This is a genomic window from Marinomonas sp. IMCC 4694, from assembly GCF_008122525.1.
Lineage (GTDB): Bacteria > Pseudomonadota > Gammaproteobacteria > Pseudomonadales > Marinomonadaceae > Marinomonas.
In genome coordinates, this window is the sequence record NZ_VSRV01000001.1 from 2,934,848 (window position 1) to 2,950,608 (window position 15,761).

Below are 15,761 nucleotides of genomic sequence, written 5' to 3' on the forward strand. Positions count from 1 at the left end.
GCTAAACAAAAGAAATAAAAGGGCTCTGACCCTGAGGTATCCATAGATACCTCAGGGTCAGAGCCCTTTTTTTTAGCCCAATTTTATATGTTTATCATTGACAAGAAATTGAAAAGCGCTAATATGACACCGATGTCATTAAGGAATAATAATAAATGTCCACCATTTACGATGTTGCTAAGATCGCCAATGTGTCGCCAAAGACCGTGTCTCGGGTGCTCAATAACGACGTTCCCGTTGGGGAAGCAACTCGTGCCAAAGTGCAAGCCGCCATCGACCAGTTGGGTTATATCCCCAGCACGGCAGCGAGAGCAATGCGATCGAATAAATCAGGGTTAATTGGCGTCATTACCGGCGCTATTTCCCACAATACGGTTGTGGGGCCAACGGGGTTGCCTGATCTATTTATCGTGCAAGGCATTCAATCTGTTATTCAGGCGTCTAACAAAACCTTGTTGATTGCCGATACCGGCGACAACAGCCAGCGTGTCGAACATTTGATTCGCACCTTTCAAGAGCACCGTGTGGAAGGCATCATTTATGTGGCCGATTACCATCAGCAAGTAAATCTGTCGGTCCACCGTAAAGACATGGCGATCGTTTTAGCGAATTGTTTTGATACCAAACACACACCTGCGGTCGTTCCAGACGATGAAGGAGGTCAATACCATTTGGTCCAACGTCTTATCAAGACAGGGCATCGGCGTATTGCCTATCTCAGCCTAGATGACGCCATGGTCGCCACGGTGTTACGAAAACAAGGCTATTCTCGCGCCCTCCAACATGCAGGAATCGACATAGACCCAAGCCTTATCCTTTGCGCAGACACCGTACAACATATCGACAACAAGGCGTTGGTCGAGCGCGCGGTTGATCAACTACTGTCTTTAGCAAGCCCGCCTACGGTAATTTGTTGTGGTAACGATAAAATGGCACTAAAACTTTATGGAATTTTACGCTCTCGTGGCATCCGTATTCCTGAAGCCATTTCTGTCGCGGGGTACGATAATTATTTATCCATTACTGAAAGCCTATACCCTTCATTAACCACGGTGGATTTAGCGTATCGAGAAATAGGCGCCGAAGCCGCTCGGTTATTACTGACACAAATCCAAGACAAACAACCCGACCAGCAAAGCATCCCCATTCGAGTGCCCTGCCCTGTGGTCTGGCGACACTCAGTACTCGATCATCACCATGATGACACTTGCTAACACAATGAATGACGCATTCACCGAACAGCACACAACAAAAGACGAATCACATTAAAGACAAGTAAAAAACCAAAAAGACATCGATGTCTTTTTACCAAAAAAATGACACCGATGTCATTGCATTTATAACCTATCGTTACAACTTGGAGACGTTAACCATGAAAACAAAAACAATGAAAAACATGAAAACAACAATAGTAAAAAGCGCCCTACTGGCTGCTGGTATTTCAGTGCTCAGTATGGGATCGGTGGCCGCCTTTGCGGCCACCGATTTATCTCTGTGGTATCACGGTGCAGGCAATCCAGTCGAAGCGAAAATCATTGACCAAATAGTGGCCGACTTCAATAAAAGCCAAGCAGACTGGAAAGTCGCGTTACAAAGTTTCCCGCAGGAATCCTATAACGACTCGGTCATCGCGGCCGCCTTGGCGGGCAATCTACCAGATATCATGGATGTAGACGGCCCCGTTATGCCGAACTGGGCCTGGGCCGGGTATTTACAACCGTTAAAGATTGACAATGCATCAATCGAAAATTTCTTACCTGGCACAAAAGGCTACTGGGACGGGCAGCTTTATTCATTGGGATTATGGGATGCGGCAGTGGCAATGATCACCCGTAAATCGACCTTGATGAACGCCAATATCCGTATTCCAACCCTAGCGCAACCTTGGACGTTAAATGAATTTAACAGCGCGCTAGAGACCTTAAAGCAAACCGGGCAATACGATTACCCATTGGATCTGGGCTTAGCATGGAAAGGCGAATGGTATCCGTATGCTTTTAGCCCTTTGTTGCAGAGTTTTGGTGGTGACATTATCAACCGCGACACCTATCAAACCGCGGAAGGAGCCTTGAATGGCGACGCAGCGATTGCGTTCGGTGAATGGTGGCAAATGCTATTCCAAAAAGGCTATACACCGGGCAATTCACAAGACAGCGCTGACCGCGAAACCGGGCTTGTTGAGGGCAAATACGCCATTCAATGGAACGGCAACTGGACCGCTCTGAACATGCTAAAAGCCTTTGGTGACGATGTCTTGTTTTTACCTGCTCCAGACCTTGGGAACGGCCCTAAAATTGGCGCAGCCAGTTGGCAGTTTGGTGTGTCTGCTTCCACGCCTCACGGACAAGGCGCGACGGACTTTATTAAGTTTGCCTCTCAAGATCGTTATTTAACGGCCTTTTCGGATGCTATTGGCTTAATCCCTCCAACCAAAGCTGCCGCCGCCGCTAGCCAGTACTACAAAACCGACGCACCGATGGCGACCTTCTTTGAACTGTCTGCACAACAAGCCATGCTACGACCTGTGACACCGGGCTATGTGGTGGCGGCCAAGGTATTTGAAAAAGCATTGGCCGACATCGCCGATGGTGCCGACGTGACAGACACCCTCGACAATGCGGCCGATGAGATCAATACCGACATCCGTCGTAACTTAGGTTATGGCCATTAAACCAGCGAGTCGCCGATTACGCCTATGGGTGACGTTTAACGTGGCTCAACCGAGCTAAAAAAACGCCTAAAATGCGCCATAAATGTGCGCATTTTAGGCGTCTTAATGGGTTCATTGCCCAAAGGCCAGTTTACTATGCAAAAAAATGCTTCCTCTCTTACCCAGCACAACCGCAGCGGCTGGCTATTCGCACTGCCGGGATTTGGCTTGATGATGCTGTTTATTGTTGTACCCTTTATATTTGCCATCGTATTTTCAATGACAAATCAGCGACTCATTTCGCCCAATCCAACGCACTTTGTTGGCTTGGAAAATTACCGCCAATTACTCAGCGTTAATATGCTTGTACTCGACCCATTGAGCACGAATACAGGCGAGTTAAAACAGGATGCTGATGGCCATCTAAGTTATCCACGCCTGCGCACGTTTACTCGCAACAATCCAGATTACCCGCATTTACAAGGCATGAAAGCGTGGTTTTCCTGGCAATGGCAAACTCAGAAAGTGGTGGTTCTCGCCAGTGACCCCGTGTTTATGAAAGCCGTCGTCAATACGTTTTTGTTTGTGCTCGTGGTCGCGCCACTTCAAGGTGCCCTAGCCTTGGTGCTGGCTTTATTAATTAATCAGCGTTTAAAAGGCATCAATGTCTACCGAGCGATGTATTTTATGCCTGTCGTTGTATCCATTGTGGTGGTATCGATCCTGTGGCGTTTCATCTACGACGGTCAAAATGGCTTACTCAACAACGTATTAAATACCCTATCGTTTGGCCACCTCGCGCCCGTTGACTGGTTAGGCGACCCAGACACCGCCCTTGGCTCTATTATGGCCATGTCAATCTGGCAGGCGGTCGGCTTTCACATGGTCATCTGGCTATCCGGTTTACAAACCATTTCGCCTACCTTGTACGAAGCCGCCAAAATCGAAGGGGCTTCTGGCTGGCAAACCTTTCGCTACGTGACCTGGCCCGGGCTTAAAAACACCGCCATTTTAGTATTAATCGTGATCACTATGCAGGCATTTGCTTTGTTCGCTCAGATCGATGTGATGACCAATGGCGGTCCCTTAGACAGCACGCAAACCATTGTCTTTCAGGCTGTTGAGCGGGGTTATGGTAAGCAAGACATTTCCGGCGGATCGGCCATCTCGGTGGTGTTGTTTATCATGGTGTTGAGTATTTCCTTGTTGCAACGTTATTTTACTAGGGAGAGAAAATAGATGTCCTATTCCAGCTCAGACACACATCGACTGCGCTTGATTGTACGCTATACCGTACTGTCGTTAATCGCTCTGCTGTTTATTTTCCCCTTGGTGTTTATGTTGATGTCGTCGCTCAAACCCGACCATCAACTCTTAGCGGATACCGCGTCACTACGGGCTTTTTTGCCAGTTGGTGACATCAGTTTAAGCAATTATTACGGCGCGTTTGAGCGCGCCCCCATTTTACTCTTTATGATGAATTCACTGCTCGTGACCGGCGTGACCGTGGTACTGAGCTTATTTTGTTGCTCTATGGCAGGGTTTTCCTTTGTGTATTTAAATTGGCGCGGTAAAAGCATTGCTCTGTCGATTATTTTAGCTACGTTAATTGTGCCGTTTGAAACCATCGCTATCCCCATGCTGCTTATGGTATCCAAATTACCTTGGATCGGATTAGATGGCCTAACGTGGGGCTGGTTAAATTCTTACCGCGTGCAAGTCATTCCCTTTATTGCCGATGGTTTAACCATTTTCTTGTTTACCCAATACTTTAAAGACCTGCCGCGCGAGTTGATCGAAGCCGCTCGCGTCGAGGGCAGTAGCTGGTGGCAAGTGTATTGGCGCATCGTCATGCCTTTATCGGGTCCTGTCATTGCCACCGCTGCCATCCTGAAATTTCTCGTCATGTACAACCAGTATTTGTGGCCCATTATGGTGACACAGCAAGAACAATATCGACCGGTCTTGGTCGGCTTACAGTATTTTTTCCAACTCAATACCGCATGGGGAGAAGTAATGGCGTACTTAACGCTGATCACCTTGCCAGTATTAGTGTTCTATTTGGTATTGCAACGGGCTTTTATCGCCTCTATTGCCTCAACAGGCGTCAAAGGTTAATTTTTTGGAGTGACACAATGACAATCGCATTAAAAGATCAGTGGATTTGGGACAGTTGGTATTTTCGTGAAGGCGACACCTGGCATGGCTATTTCTTAAAAGCCGACAAGTCCTTAATCGACCCCGAACGACGCCACCTGAACGTCAGTCAAGGACACGCCACCTCAACCGACTTGGTACATTGGCAACATCAAGGCACCTGCTTTGCACCTGCGCCCTCACCGGCTTGGGACGATTCCACCACCTGGACGGGCAATGTGGTGTGTGACGAAACGGGGCTGTATCACTTATTTTACACCGGTACTTGCTTAGCCGAAGACAGCCTATACCAGCGCGTTGGCCACGCTACCAGCACCGACTTACATCACTGGCAACGCGTTGGTGATGGTCTGTGTTTGGATTTAATCGGTGAACAGGCCAAACACTATGAACACCAGCATCAAAAAGGCTTTTGGCATGACCGCGCCATGCGTGACCCATGGGTAATGAAAAACCCGAACGGCAAAGGCTGGTTAATGTTTTTTACCGCCAGAGCACCGGGAATAGAAGAAGCCAACGCAGGCGGCGCGATAGGTTTTGCCACTTCCGATAACCTAAACGACTGGACACTCCAGCCGCCGGTGTTTGTCGGTCACTTTGGACAACTCGAAGTACCACAAGTCTTCTCGATTGACGCACGTTGGTATTGCTTGTTTTGCACGTCGAGCCAACATTGGAGTGAGGCCTACACCGCCAGCCAAGCCGGCAAACTCGTCACCGGCAATCACTACCTTATTAGTGATAGCCCGACGGGGCCTTGGCAAGTGGCGCCGGGGCCGTTCTTCGACGGCGACACCCCCTGCCACCGGTACGCCGCAAGAATTCTCGACACCGAACAAGGCCACTGCATCCTAGGATTTCATGATCAGAATAATACGGGATTTGTGGGAGAAATCCTCGACCCTGTGGCCATCGAAGTCAACGCAGCGGGGCTATTAAGCATCAGCGAATCTAAACAGGAGAATCCATAATGGCCGACGTCACTCTACGCTCACTGGTAAAACGCTACGACACAACCGACATCATCAAAGGCGTCGACATTGACATAAAAGACGGAGAATTCACCGTGTTTGTCGGGCCATCAGGCTGCGGTAAATCCACCCTGTTGCGTATGATCGCAGGGCTGGAAGACATCACCGACGGCGAACTGGCGATCGATGGCATGACAGTCAACCACATGCAACCCAAAGACCGCAGCATTGCGATGGTCTTTCAATCCTACGCCATTTTCCCGCACATGACCGTACGGGAAAACATGGCCTTTGGACTCACCATCGCCGGTACCGCAAAACAAGAAAAAGACCAACGCGTTAACGATGCCGCGAAAATACTGCAAATGGAGCACCTCCTAGAGCGTCGCCCTAGCCAGCTTTCGGGCGGGCAACGCCAGCGTGTGGCCATAGGTCGAGCCATTGTCCGTAATCCTAAAGTCTTTTTATTCGACGAACCCTTGTCAAACTTAGACGCGGCGCTGCGCATGGATATGCGGATGGAAATCGCCAAACTTCACAAACAACTTGGCGCCACCATGATCTACGTAACCCACGATCAGGTAGAAGCCATGACACTGGCCGATAAAATCGTCGTATTAAAAGACGGCGAAGTACAGCAAATAGGCTCACCTATGGAACTCTTCCATCACCCCACCAATCGCTTTGTCGCTGGATTTCTGGGCGCTCCCTCAATGAACTTCCTCGACGCTGAGGTCTTAGCAATCAACACGCAAACCATCACAGTAGGCTCCTCTGTATTGGATCCGGTAGTATTACCAAAACCTGAGCAACCCCTAAAAATAGGCCAGAACATCGAACTGGGCATTCGACCTCAGTACCTGCAACCACAACAAGGCGAAATGTCGGGCTGCCTGCATGGCACCATATCACTCACCGAACGCCTCGGTACCGAAACCGTACTCGACGTAAGCCTCGCCAATGGCAAAAAAGTCATTGCCGCCATCGGCCAGGATCAAGTATTCACCTTAGGCGACACCATCAGCTTATCTTTTCAAGCAGAACGTGCTCATGTTTTCACTCGCTCCCACACTCCGCCTGGTAATGCATAGCGGATGCATTACCAGGCGGAGTGTGGGAACGAGGTATAGCGTGGGAACGAGGTTAAGTGCCCGTTATGTTATCATTCGTTTGGTTCGCTAATCGCACGCGTTATTGATTTGTGTAATAACATGATAGAAATCAATCACTAAAGGCGTTTTAAAAAAGTCAAACAAGACGCACCAAAAAAACTCACTCGGTGATTACCGCTCCTATACTGTGCAAAGCATTGCACCGTATAGGGTGAATAAAACGCTAGGTTTTCACAACTATGCCAAAGAATGCCGCTGCTATTTCATCTCTTTACAGTGCATCAGACTTAAATATTTCATACGGTTAATCATGGCAACATAATTGCTAGTTATGACACTTCCCCCTTTAGCAACTGCAACGACGTAGTGCTTATTGCAACGGAGTAAGCGTGAGTATGAATTTAAAAAGCCTTCAGATGTCACTTTCCCAAGAAGAGCGTGACTGGCTACCTTGGTTAGGAAACCAGGGGCGTCTGTCTCTTTTTTCCTCGTGTTATCTCAACAAAGACACCTACTCTAACGTAGAAAGAACGTTTGAAAACCTTGCCAACACGCGGGTCAAACTCCTCCAAAGCTGGGTCAATAATCAGTGGTCTCAGCTGGAAGTGCTATCAGACATTGTCACCAGTCGCTTTCCCACGGTAGAGACAGACGCCTTACAAGAGCGCTTTCATATTGTCGCTGATGTGTCTGAGTATTTTGTCATCGACACCCAAGGACGTGTACTGAACAGCACCCATCAATCTCGTATAAATAAGATAGATTTGCCGACGAATGCCATGCAAGCGGGTTTAAAAGAAGCATTTTTGCATGGCCCCTACATCGATCAGAATACGCTCGCTATCGGGCCTTCCAGTTCAAAGTTTCACGACGCTGTCACACTGATGTTTTATCTGCCCATTAGGCACAATGATGTCTGTGTCGGCGCGGTGTGCGCCCGTGTTCCCAACGATGTGCTAGGCGACCTTATTCAGCGAGAAGCGGGGCATATTTATAAAGAGTCTGGCGACAATTATTTGTTCATGGTGAAGTCTGTCTTTGATGTCAGCATAGCGCCAGGTATTGCGCTCTCTCGCTCGCGCTTTGAAGACAGCACCTTCAGCCATGGAGAAAATTTAAAGGGCGGTATTCATACCCAGTTCGGTACAGTAAAAGTGCAAAAACACACCGAATTTGAAATTCGTTTTACCGATCCTGCGACCAAAAACCTGCATCCGGGTGTGCGTGAAACCATCAAAAAAGGCCAAAATATCTTCGTGACCTACCCCGGTTATTCGGACTATCGTCATATTCCGGTCATCGGTAAAGGGGTGTTCTGGTCAAGTCCAACCGGACACTTTCCTAAAGGAGTTTTCATACTCAATGGGTGATTGGTCGCCATTCGACGAATGTAATCGCTCCAGATTGTAATATTTCACATAGGCCGCAACATCTTGCTTCATATGCTCTCTTGTTGGTTGTGCTACCTTGAACAACCAATCATGTTTTAAACTGCCGAAGAACCTTTCAACCACGGCATTATCCCAACACGCACCGACGTCACCCATGCTAGAGCGGCAATCAAGCCGTTTTAATAGGCTTCTAAAGCGTTTACTCGTGTATTGCGAACCTCTATCGCTATGAAATACTAAGCCCTTTGGCGGCTGTCGTAAGCGATGTGCTTTTAAAAATGCTTGCTCAATTAAGTCTGTCGTCATACGTTTTGACGTGTGCCAACCCACTATGCGACGACCAAACAAATCCATTACAATAGCAAGGTATAGCCAGCCTTCGCCTGTTTTTAAATATGACACATCCCCAGCCCACACCTGGTTCTGGCCTAACGGGTTAAAATTCATGTTCAATAAATTATCAGCTACAGCATCACTGTCTTTGCGCTTTGTTGTGACTTTGTAAGGGATACGCTGCTTAACGACTAACCCCAATCGTTTCATCAAGCCAATGACACTATGCCGGCTAACATCAAAGCCTTCTTTGCGAAGCTTTTTCCCAAGCTCACGGCTACCCAAACTGTCTCGACTATCTTCAAAAAGCGCCTTCGCCCTACGATGTAAATTCAGTGTTTGTGCACTGATAATTATCGCGGGACGTTTTCGCCAAGCATAGTATGCAGATTTGCTAACGCGCATCACTTTACACGATATGACAACTGGGTACTGCTTACCTAAACTTTTGATAAATGAATATTTTATTTCATTTCTTTTGCGAAAAACGCTGAAGCCTTTTTTAATATTTCGCGCTCCATTAGCAAGCGCTTATTGTCTTTTCTGAGCTGAGCGAGTTCAGCCCGCTCATCCTTCGACAACTCTGAATCTTCATTTTGTTGTTTAAACTTCGCTACCCAGTTATAAAGTAGCTTGTCAGTGATATTCAGTGAAGCGGCAGCCTCAACAACTGAGTAACCTTGCTCAATCACCAGCGCCACCGCTTCTTGCTTAAAATCGTTTGGATATTGTTTGTTAGTACGTTTAGTCATTTTACACCTCAATAATTGGATATTATCCTTTATTGAAGTGTCCGGCTAATTCAACCACAACAGGGTAACATTCCAGTTAAAGGGCAGTCCCGATACATGGGGCATGATGTGCGAAGGCGACTTGGAAGAAGTCTATCGCCGCCGCTCCATCAATCTTAAACTGATGAAAAGCTATCTGATTGCTTCCATCCCTGCACTCACGATCAGCACCGCTTTGCCCGCTTATACGGACCTCTCTATTTTAATAAATGGTGCCTTAACGCTCGCCAGTTTAGGCGTGAGCGCCTTTTTGTTTAACGCACTGAGTACCCAAAAAATAAGCGACAGCATGAATCAAATGACCGAAGTGATTCAAACCATCGCAGAAGGCGAAGGCAATTTAAAACAACGCCTTGACGATAAAAAACTCGCCAATGATGAAACGGGCGACATGGGGCGATGGATGAACAGCTTTATCGATACTCTGGACAACACCATGGGACAGGTGATTTCAGCCAGCCGCAATGTCAAAAAATCGAATGATTTTATGGTACGAACCAACGAAGAGGCACGCCAAGCGTCGCACTATTTGGAATCGACGGTAGAAAGCATGCTGGACGTATTTCAGCAGCAAATAGTCGAGGTGGAAAGCACGTCAAAAACTGCACAAGCCCTAAAATCCGCCATGGATCAGATCGTAGAAGACACTCACCAACGGCTACAGGAAGCGAAAACAGGCACTCAAGCGATACGTGACGTGGTAAGCGCGACGGCCGAGTCGGTTAAATCATTGGATCAAAAAACCAACGAGGTGTCTGGCATTATTCACACCATCACAGACATTACGAACCAAACGAACCTACTGGCACTGAATGCTGCGATCGAAGCCGCCAGAGCGGGAGAACACGGGCGCGGTTTTTCTGTGGTGGCCGATGAAGTGCGCAGCTTAGCGGCTAAAACCGCCGCGGCCGCAGAAGAAATTCAGAGCATGTTAGAGGGCATCCAAGAAGAGACTCGCAGCGCCGTCAGCTCCATGGAGAAAGGCGCCAGCGACGTGGATAAAAACTTACAAGCCAGTGAGCAAACCAACACTGGAGACAAGGTGCTCTATGATCTGGTAGACAGCATTTTTGATGCCATTGTGTTGCTCAATGACAGCAATCAAAAAAACACCCATACCGCACAAGAAATGAGCGCCGCCACCGAACAAATGCGCCGTTCAATCATGGCATTACAAAGACGCTCCTCACGAGTCGGGTTGTCCGCGATCAAATTAAACTCGCTGGTTCAGCCGTTCCAAGTGACCAGCAAATAGCCATAGGAATCCTAAACAACCCACTTCTGACATAAAAAAAAGCCGGGGGAAGTTTCCTTCCTCCGGCGTAATGTCCTCTCAAATATACCCCAAGAAATACCCCATTCCCCGCAATGACAATGGTTTATTTATTTTCTTGGCGCGCCTGAGAAGCAAGACGAACAAACGCGTTAGCTTCGCCATAGCGGCTGTAATCACCCACTCTTTGTACCACTTCAAAAAAGACCCCATACACTTCTTCCGTGTAGAAGTGGAAGAATTCGCCTTCGTCGTTACGGTCGTACATGATGTTATGTGATTGCAATTTTTTCAGCACGTCTGACGGCAAGTCAAAACGCGCTTCAATATCACGGTAATAGTTTTGTGGGATCGGCAGCTGTTTTTGGCTGTCGATGTTTTTCGCAGCGGCAAATATATCGTCACAGGCGAAGGCAATTTGATGTACGCCAGAGCCTTTGGATTTTTGGATAAAGCGCTGGGCCGAGGCGTCACGAGCATTGGTCATGTTCAGTGGAATACGCACACGCTTGTCTTTGCTGAGTGCTGTACGGCTCACTACCAGGCCATGAATATCGGGCAGATCTTGGCTGGCGTCGATGTCAAAGCCAAACACAGATTTATAAAAGAAAGTGGCCGACAAAAAGTCTGTATTAGACACGGTTTGACCAATGTGGTCGAAGCGCGTTAAGCCCACACCCGTTTCGCCCTTAATGCCTTGCACCGGTTTAAAGTCGACGTCAAAAAAGCGCACGGCGGCATCAGCCGACACCAAATACACTAAACTGTCACCGATGCCGCGCACCGCCGGTATGTTCAACTCACCGGGACCGGCTTGATTATCAAAGCGCTCCACGCGATAACGCTCAGCCAACGACAAGGTCGCTTTGACATTGTCCGACGCAAACGCCATGGCACACACAGACACACCGTGCTTTTGGTAATGCTCGTGCGCTTGGCTCTTAGGCTCCCGATTTAAGATCAAATTAATATCGCCTTGACGCATCAGGCTGACGTTTTTTGAACGATGCTGATGCGTTTCTTGAAAGCCAAGTTGCGCCAGTGTGTTGGTCAAAGCTTCGCCGCTTTCGCCTTCAATCGCAAATTCAATAAATTCCACATCGCTGATTTGTGGTGCCACAATAGGCGCGACTTTTTCTTCGCGCTTGCTGATGGTTTGATCGTCCAACCAAATTAAAGAACGCATCCCGTCGATGGCTTTTTCTAAAGGAGAAGAAGAGCGGAATTCATCGTTAAAAATCTCATGAGACAAGTAATCGTTGAAACCCTTGTCTTTAAGCACTTGTAAAAACTCAACCACGGGCATGTCACCTTGACCGGGGAAACAACGGAAATGGCGGCTGTATTGCAGTACATCCATTTGCAGACTGGGCGCATCGGCCACCTGCACTAGGGCAATTTTGTTCAGTGGAATCTCATCGCGCAATACGTCCAGCGTGTTGCCTCGGGAAAACATGTGAAACGTGTCTAAGATGATGCCCAAATTGGGGTGGTCAACTCGCTTCACCAGATCCCATGCTTCGTGATAATCCTTAATGTGAAACCCCCATGCCAGCGCCTCGTACCCCAACATGATGCCTTCTTTTTTGGCGATTTCTGCCAAGGCAAATAAATCCGCTGCACACACATCACGATCCGCCGAAGAATAAGGCTGCACATTGCTGCAAAACAACAGGCGATTTGTACCAAGCTCGTGCGCCACGTCGATTTTGTGTTGCAACATTCTGGCTTTTTGCGTGCGCATCGGCTCAGGCATCCCTTCCATGTCGCGAAAGGGTTGAAGGGCGATGATTTCTAAGCCCAAGTCTTGCGCCATGCGGCGTGCGTCTGCTGGCGAACCGTCGAACTGAGTTAGGTCATTTTCAAAGATTTCGACACCTTGGAAACCGGCTTTCGCCGCCGCTTCGAACTTTTCTCTTAGCGTGCCAGATAAGGTAACCGTTGCGAGTGCTGTTTTCATTCTTACGCCCTGTCTGTCTGTATTTCATAACGAAAATGATATATGAGAAACAAAACGTTTTTTTGTCTCTCTGTTGCCTGTGTTTTCGCTCTATACTGAATAGTATTGATGCTAGCACAAGATTTTTACCTTGAACGCTCTATTAATAATGAAATAAAGCGCAAAAAATATATCGAAAAAGGAATACGTGGTGTCTGTTCAACGCCTCACCATAGGAGTGTAATAGCCTCATCACTCCCCGTTCCATCAAGATTAAAACCGTGTTCACTCATTGGGAGACGCCTTTATGTTAGAAAACCGTATTAAATATCGTCATTTACAATGTTTTTTAGAAGTGACTCGCCAAGGCAGCGTGGTACGGGCGGCTGATGTGTTGGCGCTGACCCAACCGGCTGTATCAAAAAAGCTCAAAGAATTAGAAGAGATCTTAGGCGTTCGACTGTTAGAACGCAGTAAAAAAGGCGTCGAGCTCACCCCGTTTGGTAATGTGTTTTTAGAGCACGCCAGCACCAGTGTGGCCGCCTTGCGAGAAGGCACTGAACGAGTTGCTCAGGCGCAACAAAAAGGCATCAGTCGCATCAGCATTGGCGTATTGCCCACCGTCGCCACCAGTATTTTGCCCGAGTCTGTAAAACGTTTTCGTACCGGCGGCATAGATGTGCGACTGCATTTGGTGTCCGGACCAAACGCCTTATTAATGAGCCAACTGCGTGTTGGTGAGCTAGACTTGGTCGTGGGACGCTTGGGCGTGCCTGAGGCGATGTCGGGCTTATCATTCCAACATTTGTATTCAGAACAGGTGGCGTTTACCGTTCGCCCTAATCACCCTTTGTTAAGCAAAGAGCATTTCCAAATCAGCGACATTGCCGATTACACCGTGCTTTATCCACCAAAAGGCTCGATTACCGCGCCCTATGTAGACCGTTTTTTACTGTCGCAAGGCGTCAGCACACTGACCGACCGAATTGACACTGTGTCGGATTCATTCGGTAAAGAGTTCATCCGCAACAACGATGCCGTGTGGATTATTTCTCGCGGTGTGGTCGCAAGGGAAATTGCCGATGGCGAGCTGGATGAACTGCCGATCGACACCAAGGAAACCCTCGGTGCGGTCGGTCTCACCACTCGGGCCGATTCGGTTCCTTCAATGGCATTGAAGTTGTTTATGTACGCCATTCGCGATACGGCGCAAACCCTAGACAGCTACTACAAACCCATCGATCATCACCATAAAGACGGACCCGCCATTTAAATTTAGGGGATTTAGCCCTCAATACGGAAAAACGCGAATGCTAACTATTGTTGCTATTACGACCCCTATTTTCATTATGATGGTGTTGGGATTTTTAGCGGTACGGGTCAAACTGGTTCCCAGTGACACCATTGCTGGCATGTCAAAAATCGTGCTGTATTTCACACTACCAGCGCTGATTTTTAGCACCCTGGCCAGAATGGAATTTGACGAGGTCATTGTACCCACGTATCTAGTAACTTATGCCGTCGGATCCATGTTGACCCTATTCATCGGCTTATTCATTAGCGTAACCGTCATGAAACGCTCGCTCACTGAAAGCACACTGAAAGGCCTAGGAATGGCCAACTCAAACTCGGCATTTTTTGCCTATCCGGTTATGTTATTGGCGTTTAGCAGCCCACCTACGGCGGCATTTGCGATGTCACTGATCATCGAAAATATGTTGATTTTACCCTTGGCGTTCATCATTTTGGAGGCGAGTTCGTCCAGTGGACAGGGTCTAAAACCCGCATTAATGATTTACACGGTGATGAAACGCTTAATCAAAAATCCACTGATCATCGCCGTCACAGGCGGGGTGTTAGCGTCGACCTTTCACTTAACTTTACCGGCGGTGATTGATCGCGTTTTAGTCATGCTGTCTGGCGCTTCGGCCACACTCGCCTTAATTGTATTAGGCGGTTCTTTGGTGGGCACCAGCTTAAAAGGCAACGCTAAAGACATCACTTTTGTGGCCTGCGGCAAACTCATACTTCACCCAATGATGATCGCGATCGTGGCTTTCCTCATGCCAGACATGGACAGAAACTTAGTGCTCGGTGGCATCTTAATCGCGGCCGTACCCATGATGAGTATTTACCCTATTATTGGCAACCAATACGGCTACCGCTCTCTTTGCGCGAGTATTTTACTGGTCACCACATTAGCGTCGTTTGTCACCTTAGCGGTGATACTGTCATTAATGAGGCTGTCTTAACCCCATTAATGACAAGACCGTTGTGTTGATTTACATTATTGATTTACATAGAAGCGCCAGTAGGCACATCCGTGTGAGCTTTCGCCGCGCTGATGACTTGCTTCATGCCGGCCATGGCATTGCAGGCGCGCTCAATAGGCGATTGCTGTTTTGCGTAATCGAAGTTTGGCACCTCTAAACTCAACACGCTTCCATCCGGTATGGCTTGTAAAAGCGATACCAAATCAATCTCCCCATCACCTGGGTTAAGTCGTGCTTGACGAGCAATGTGAATCAAACCTTCTGTAGAGGGGTCAAAATTCGCCATGGCATCACAAAATTGCACATAATGAAGCCATTTCGGATCGATCGTCTTCACATCCAGCGGGGTCATGCCGGCGCGGTGATAATGCAAGGCATCGATCAATACACCACCGTTGGATTGATTCGCGCCTTCCACCACTCGCAAGGCGCTGGCGATGTTAGGCACCTTGGTCCAGGGCATAAACTCCAAATCCGCCGTCATACCAAAACGTCCAGCCATATCACAGAACAAGGCGTAGTTTTCGATGAGACGCGCTTCGTTGTCGTCATCACCGGCGACCAACACATTTTTCGCACCAAGCCTTGCCCCACGCTCTAAAAAGCGCACCGTCTCTTCCACGCGAAATCCCTCACCTATACGCACAATTTCAATATCAGCCAATTGAACTCCGGTGTCTTGCATCGCGGCTTGCGTGTCTCTTAGCTCCTTGTCGTCGGTCATCAGAGGGTACAAGCCTTCCGTCGCAGACGGCAAAAGACGAAGGCCAACATGTGAAAAACCCGCCTGCGCTGCGATCTCGACCGCACGACTTGGCGCCACATCAAACAGGGTTAAGAACGCCAAAGAAAATGAATACGCCATGGCCAG

At 48.2% G+C, this 15,761-nt stretch carries 13 protein-coding genes; 10 read left to right on the top strand and 3 right to left on the bottom strand.

Annotation, left to right across the window (positions count from 1 at the left end):
- The first annotated feature begins 155 nt into the window (after positions 1-155).
- The 7 genes from FXV75_RS13385 to FXV75_RS13415 all read left to right on the top strand — a co-directional run bounded on the left by FXV75_RS13385 (position 156) and on the right by FXV75_RS13415 (position 8,260).
- Complete coding sequence (locus tag FXV75_RS13385) at positions 156-1,214, top strand: LacI family DNA-binding transcriptional regulator (protein WP_148834136.1); 1,059 nt, start codon at positions 156-158, stop codon at positions 1,212-1,214.
- A 158-nt stretch (positions 1,215-1,372) separates the two neighbouring features.
- Complete coding sequence (locus tag FXV75_RS13390; RefSeq protein ID WP_262368553.1) at positions 1,373-2,671, top strand: extracellular solute-binding protein; 1,299 nt, start codon at positions 1,373-1,375, stop codon at positions 2,669-2,671.
- A gap of 105 nt (positions 2,672-2,776) precedes the next feature.
- Positions 2,777-3,889: a carbohydrate ABC transporter permease gene (locus FXV75_RS13395; RefSeq protein WP_262368554.1), complete on the top strand. Its 1,113-nt coding sequence runs from the start codon at positions 2,777-2,779 to the stop codon at positions 3,887-3,889.
- Entirely contained in the window at positions 3,890-4,768 is an 879-nt protein-coding gene (locus tag FXV75_RS13400; RefSeq protein WP_148834138.1) for a carbohydrate ABC transporter permease, read from the top strand. It abuts the gene before it with no gap.
- Between the two features lie 17 nt (positions 4,769-4,785).
- Complete coding sequence (locus tag FXV75_RS13405) at positions 4,786-5,778, top strand: glycoside hydrolase family 68 protein (protein ID WP_148834140.1); 993 nt, start codon at positions 4,786-4,788, stop codon at positions 5,776-5,778.
- Entirely contained in the window at positions 5,778-6,869 is a 1,092-nt protein-coding gene (locus FXV75_RS13410) for an ABC transporter ATP-binding protein (protein ID WP_148834142.1), read from the top strand. Before FXV75_RS13405 ends, FXV75_RS13410 begins: the two co-directional genes overlap by 1 nt.
- Positions 6,870-7,279: 410 nt before the next feature.
- Complete coding sequence (locus tag FXV75_RS13415) at positions 7,280-8,260, top strand: cache domain-containing protein (RefSeq protein WP_262368555.1); 981 nt, start codon at positions 7,280-7,282, stop codon at positions 8,258-8,260.
- Here the strand turns inward: FXV75_RS13415 and FXV75_RS13420 are convergent.
- A protein-coding gene (locus tag FXV75_RS13420) for an IS3 family transposase (RefSeq protein ID WP_187424833.1) occupies positions 8,210-9,366 on the bottom strand; the annotation gives its coding sequence in 2 pieces (ribosomal slippage) (positions 8,210-9,096 and positions 9,096-9,366; 1,158 coding nt in all). The two genes, FXV75_RS13415 and FXV75_RS13420, sit on opposite strands and share 51 nt — an antisense overlap.
- Positions 9,367-9,469: 103 nt before the next feature.
- Between FXV75_RS13420 and FXV75_RS13425 the strand changes: the two genes are divergently transcribed.
- The gene (locus tag FXV75_RS13425; protein WP_148834144.1) at positions 9,470-10,660 is read left to right on the top strand and encodes a methyl-accepting chemotaxis protein; all 1,191 of its coding nucleotides are present in this window, start codon (positions 9,470-9,472) and stop codon (positions 10,658-10,660) included.
- Between the two features lie 124 nt (positions 10,661-10,784).
- Here the strand turns inward: FXV75_RS13425 and FXV75_RS13430 are convergent, their stop codons facing one another.
- On the bottom strand, positions 10,785-12,638 hold the full coding sequence (locus FXV75_RS13430) for a bifunctional sugar phosphate isomerase/epimerase/4-hydroxyphenylpyruvate dioxygenase family protein (RefSeq protein WP_148834146.1): 1,854 nt from the start codon (positions 12,636-12,638) through the stop codon (positions 10,785-10,787).
- Positions 12,639-12,924: 286 nt separating this feature from the next.
- Between FXV75_RS13430 and pcaQ the strand changes: the two genes are divergently transcribed.
- Positions 12,925-13,890: a pca operon transcription factor PcaQ gene (gene pcaQ, locus FXV75_RS13435; RefSeq protein WP_148834148.1), complete on the top strand. Its 966-nt coding sequence runs from the start codon at positions 12,925-12,927 to the stop codon at positions 13,888-13,890.
- 37 nt (positions 13,891-13,927) lie between these two features.
- Positions 13,928-14,869: an AEC family transporter gene (locus FXV75_RS13440; RefSeq protein WP_148834150.1), complete on the top strand. Its 942-nt coding sequence runs from the start codon at positions 13,928-13,930 to the stop codon at positions 14,867-14,869.
- A gap of 43 nt (positions 14,870-14,912) precedes the next feature.
- Here FXV75_RS13440 and FXV75_RS13445 read toward each other — a convergent pair whose 3' ends face one another.
- Positions 14,913-15,755, bottom strand: a complete 843-nt coding sequence (locus FXV75_RS13445) for a sugar phosphate isomerase/epimerase family protein (protein WP_148834152.1) — start codon at positions 15,753-15,755, stop codon at positions 14,913-14,915.
- Between the last annotated feature and the right edge of the window lie 6 nt (positions 15,756-15,761).

Excerpts from the sequence above, each read along its gene's own strand:
- FXV75_RS13385 (WP_148834136.1), top strand. The coding sequence starts at position 156 with ATGTCCACCATTTACGATGTTGCTAAGATCGCCAATGTGTCGCCAAAG.
- FXV75_RS13390 (WP_262368553.1), top strand. The coding sequence starts at position 1,373 with ATGAAAACAAAAACAATGAAAAACATGAAAACAACAATAGTAAAAAGC.
- FXV75_RS13395 (WP_262368554.1), top strand. The coding sequence starts at position 2,777 with ATGGGTTCATTGCCCAAAGGCCAGTTTACTATGCAAAAAAATGCTTCC.
- FXV75_RS13400 (WP_148834138.1), top strand. The coding sequence starts at position 3,890 with ATGTCCTATTCCAGCTCAGACACACATCGACTGCGCTTGATTGTACGC.
- FXV75_RS13405 (WP_148834140.1), top strand. The coding sequence starts at position 4,786 with ATGACAATCGCATTAAAAGATCAGTGGATTTGGGACAGTTGGTATTTT.
- FXV75_RS13410 (WP_148834142.1), top strand. The coding sequence starts at position 5,778 with ATGGCCGACGTCACTCTACGCTCACTGGTAAAACGCTACGACACAACC.
- FXV75_RS13425 (WP_148834144.1), top strand. The coding sequence starts at position 9,470 with ATGATGTGCGAAGGCGACTTGGAAGAAGTCTATCGCCGCCGCTCCATC.
- FXV75_RS13430 (WP_148834146.1), bottom strand. The coding sequence starts at position 12,638 with ATGAAAACAGCACTCGCAACGGTTACCTTATCTGGCACGCTAAGAGAA.
- pcaQ (WP_148834148.1), top strand. The coding sequence starts at position 12,925 with ATGTTAGAAAACCGTATTAAATATCGTCATTTACAATGTTTTTTAGAA.
- FXV75_RS13440 (WP_148834150.1), top strand. The coding sequence starts at position 13,928 with ATGCTAACTATTGTTGCTATTACGACCCCTATTTTCATTATGATGGTG.
- FXV75_RS13445 (WP_148834152.1), bottom strand. The coding sequence starts at position 15,755 with ATGGCGTATTCATTTTCTTTGGCGTTCTTAACCCTGTTTGATGTGGCG.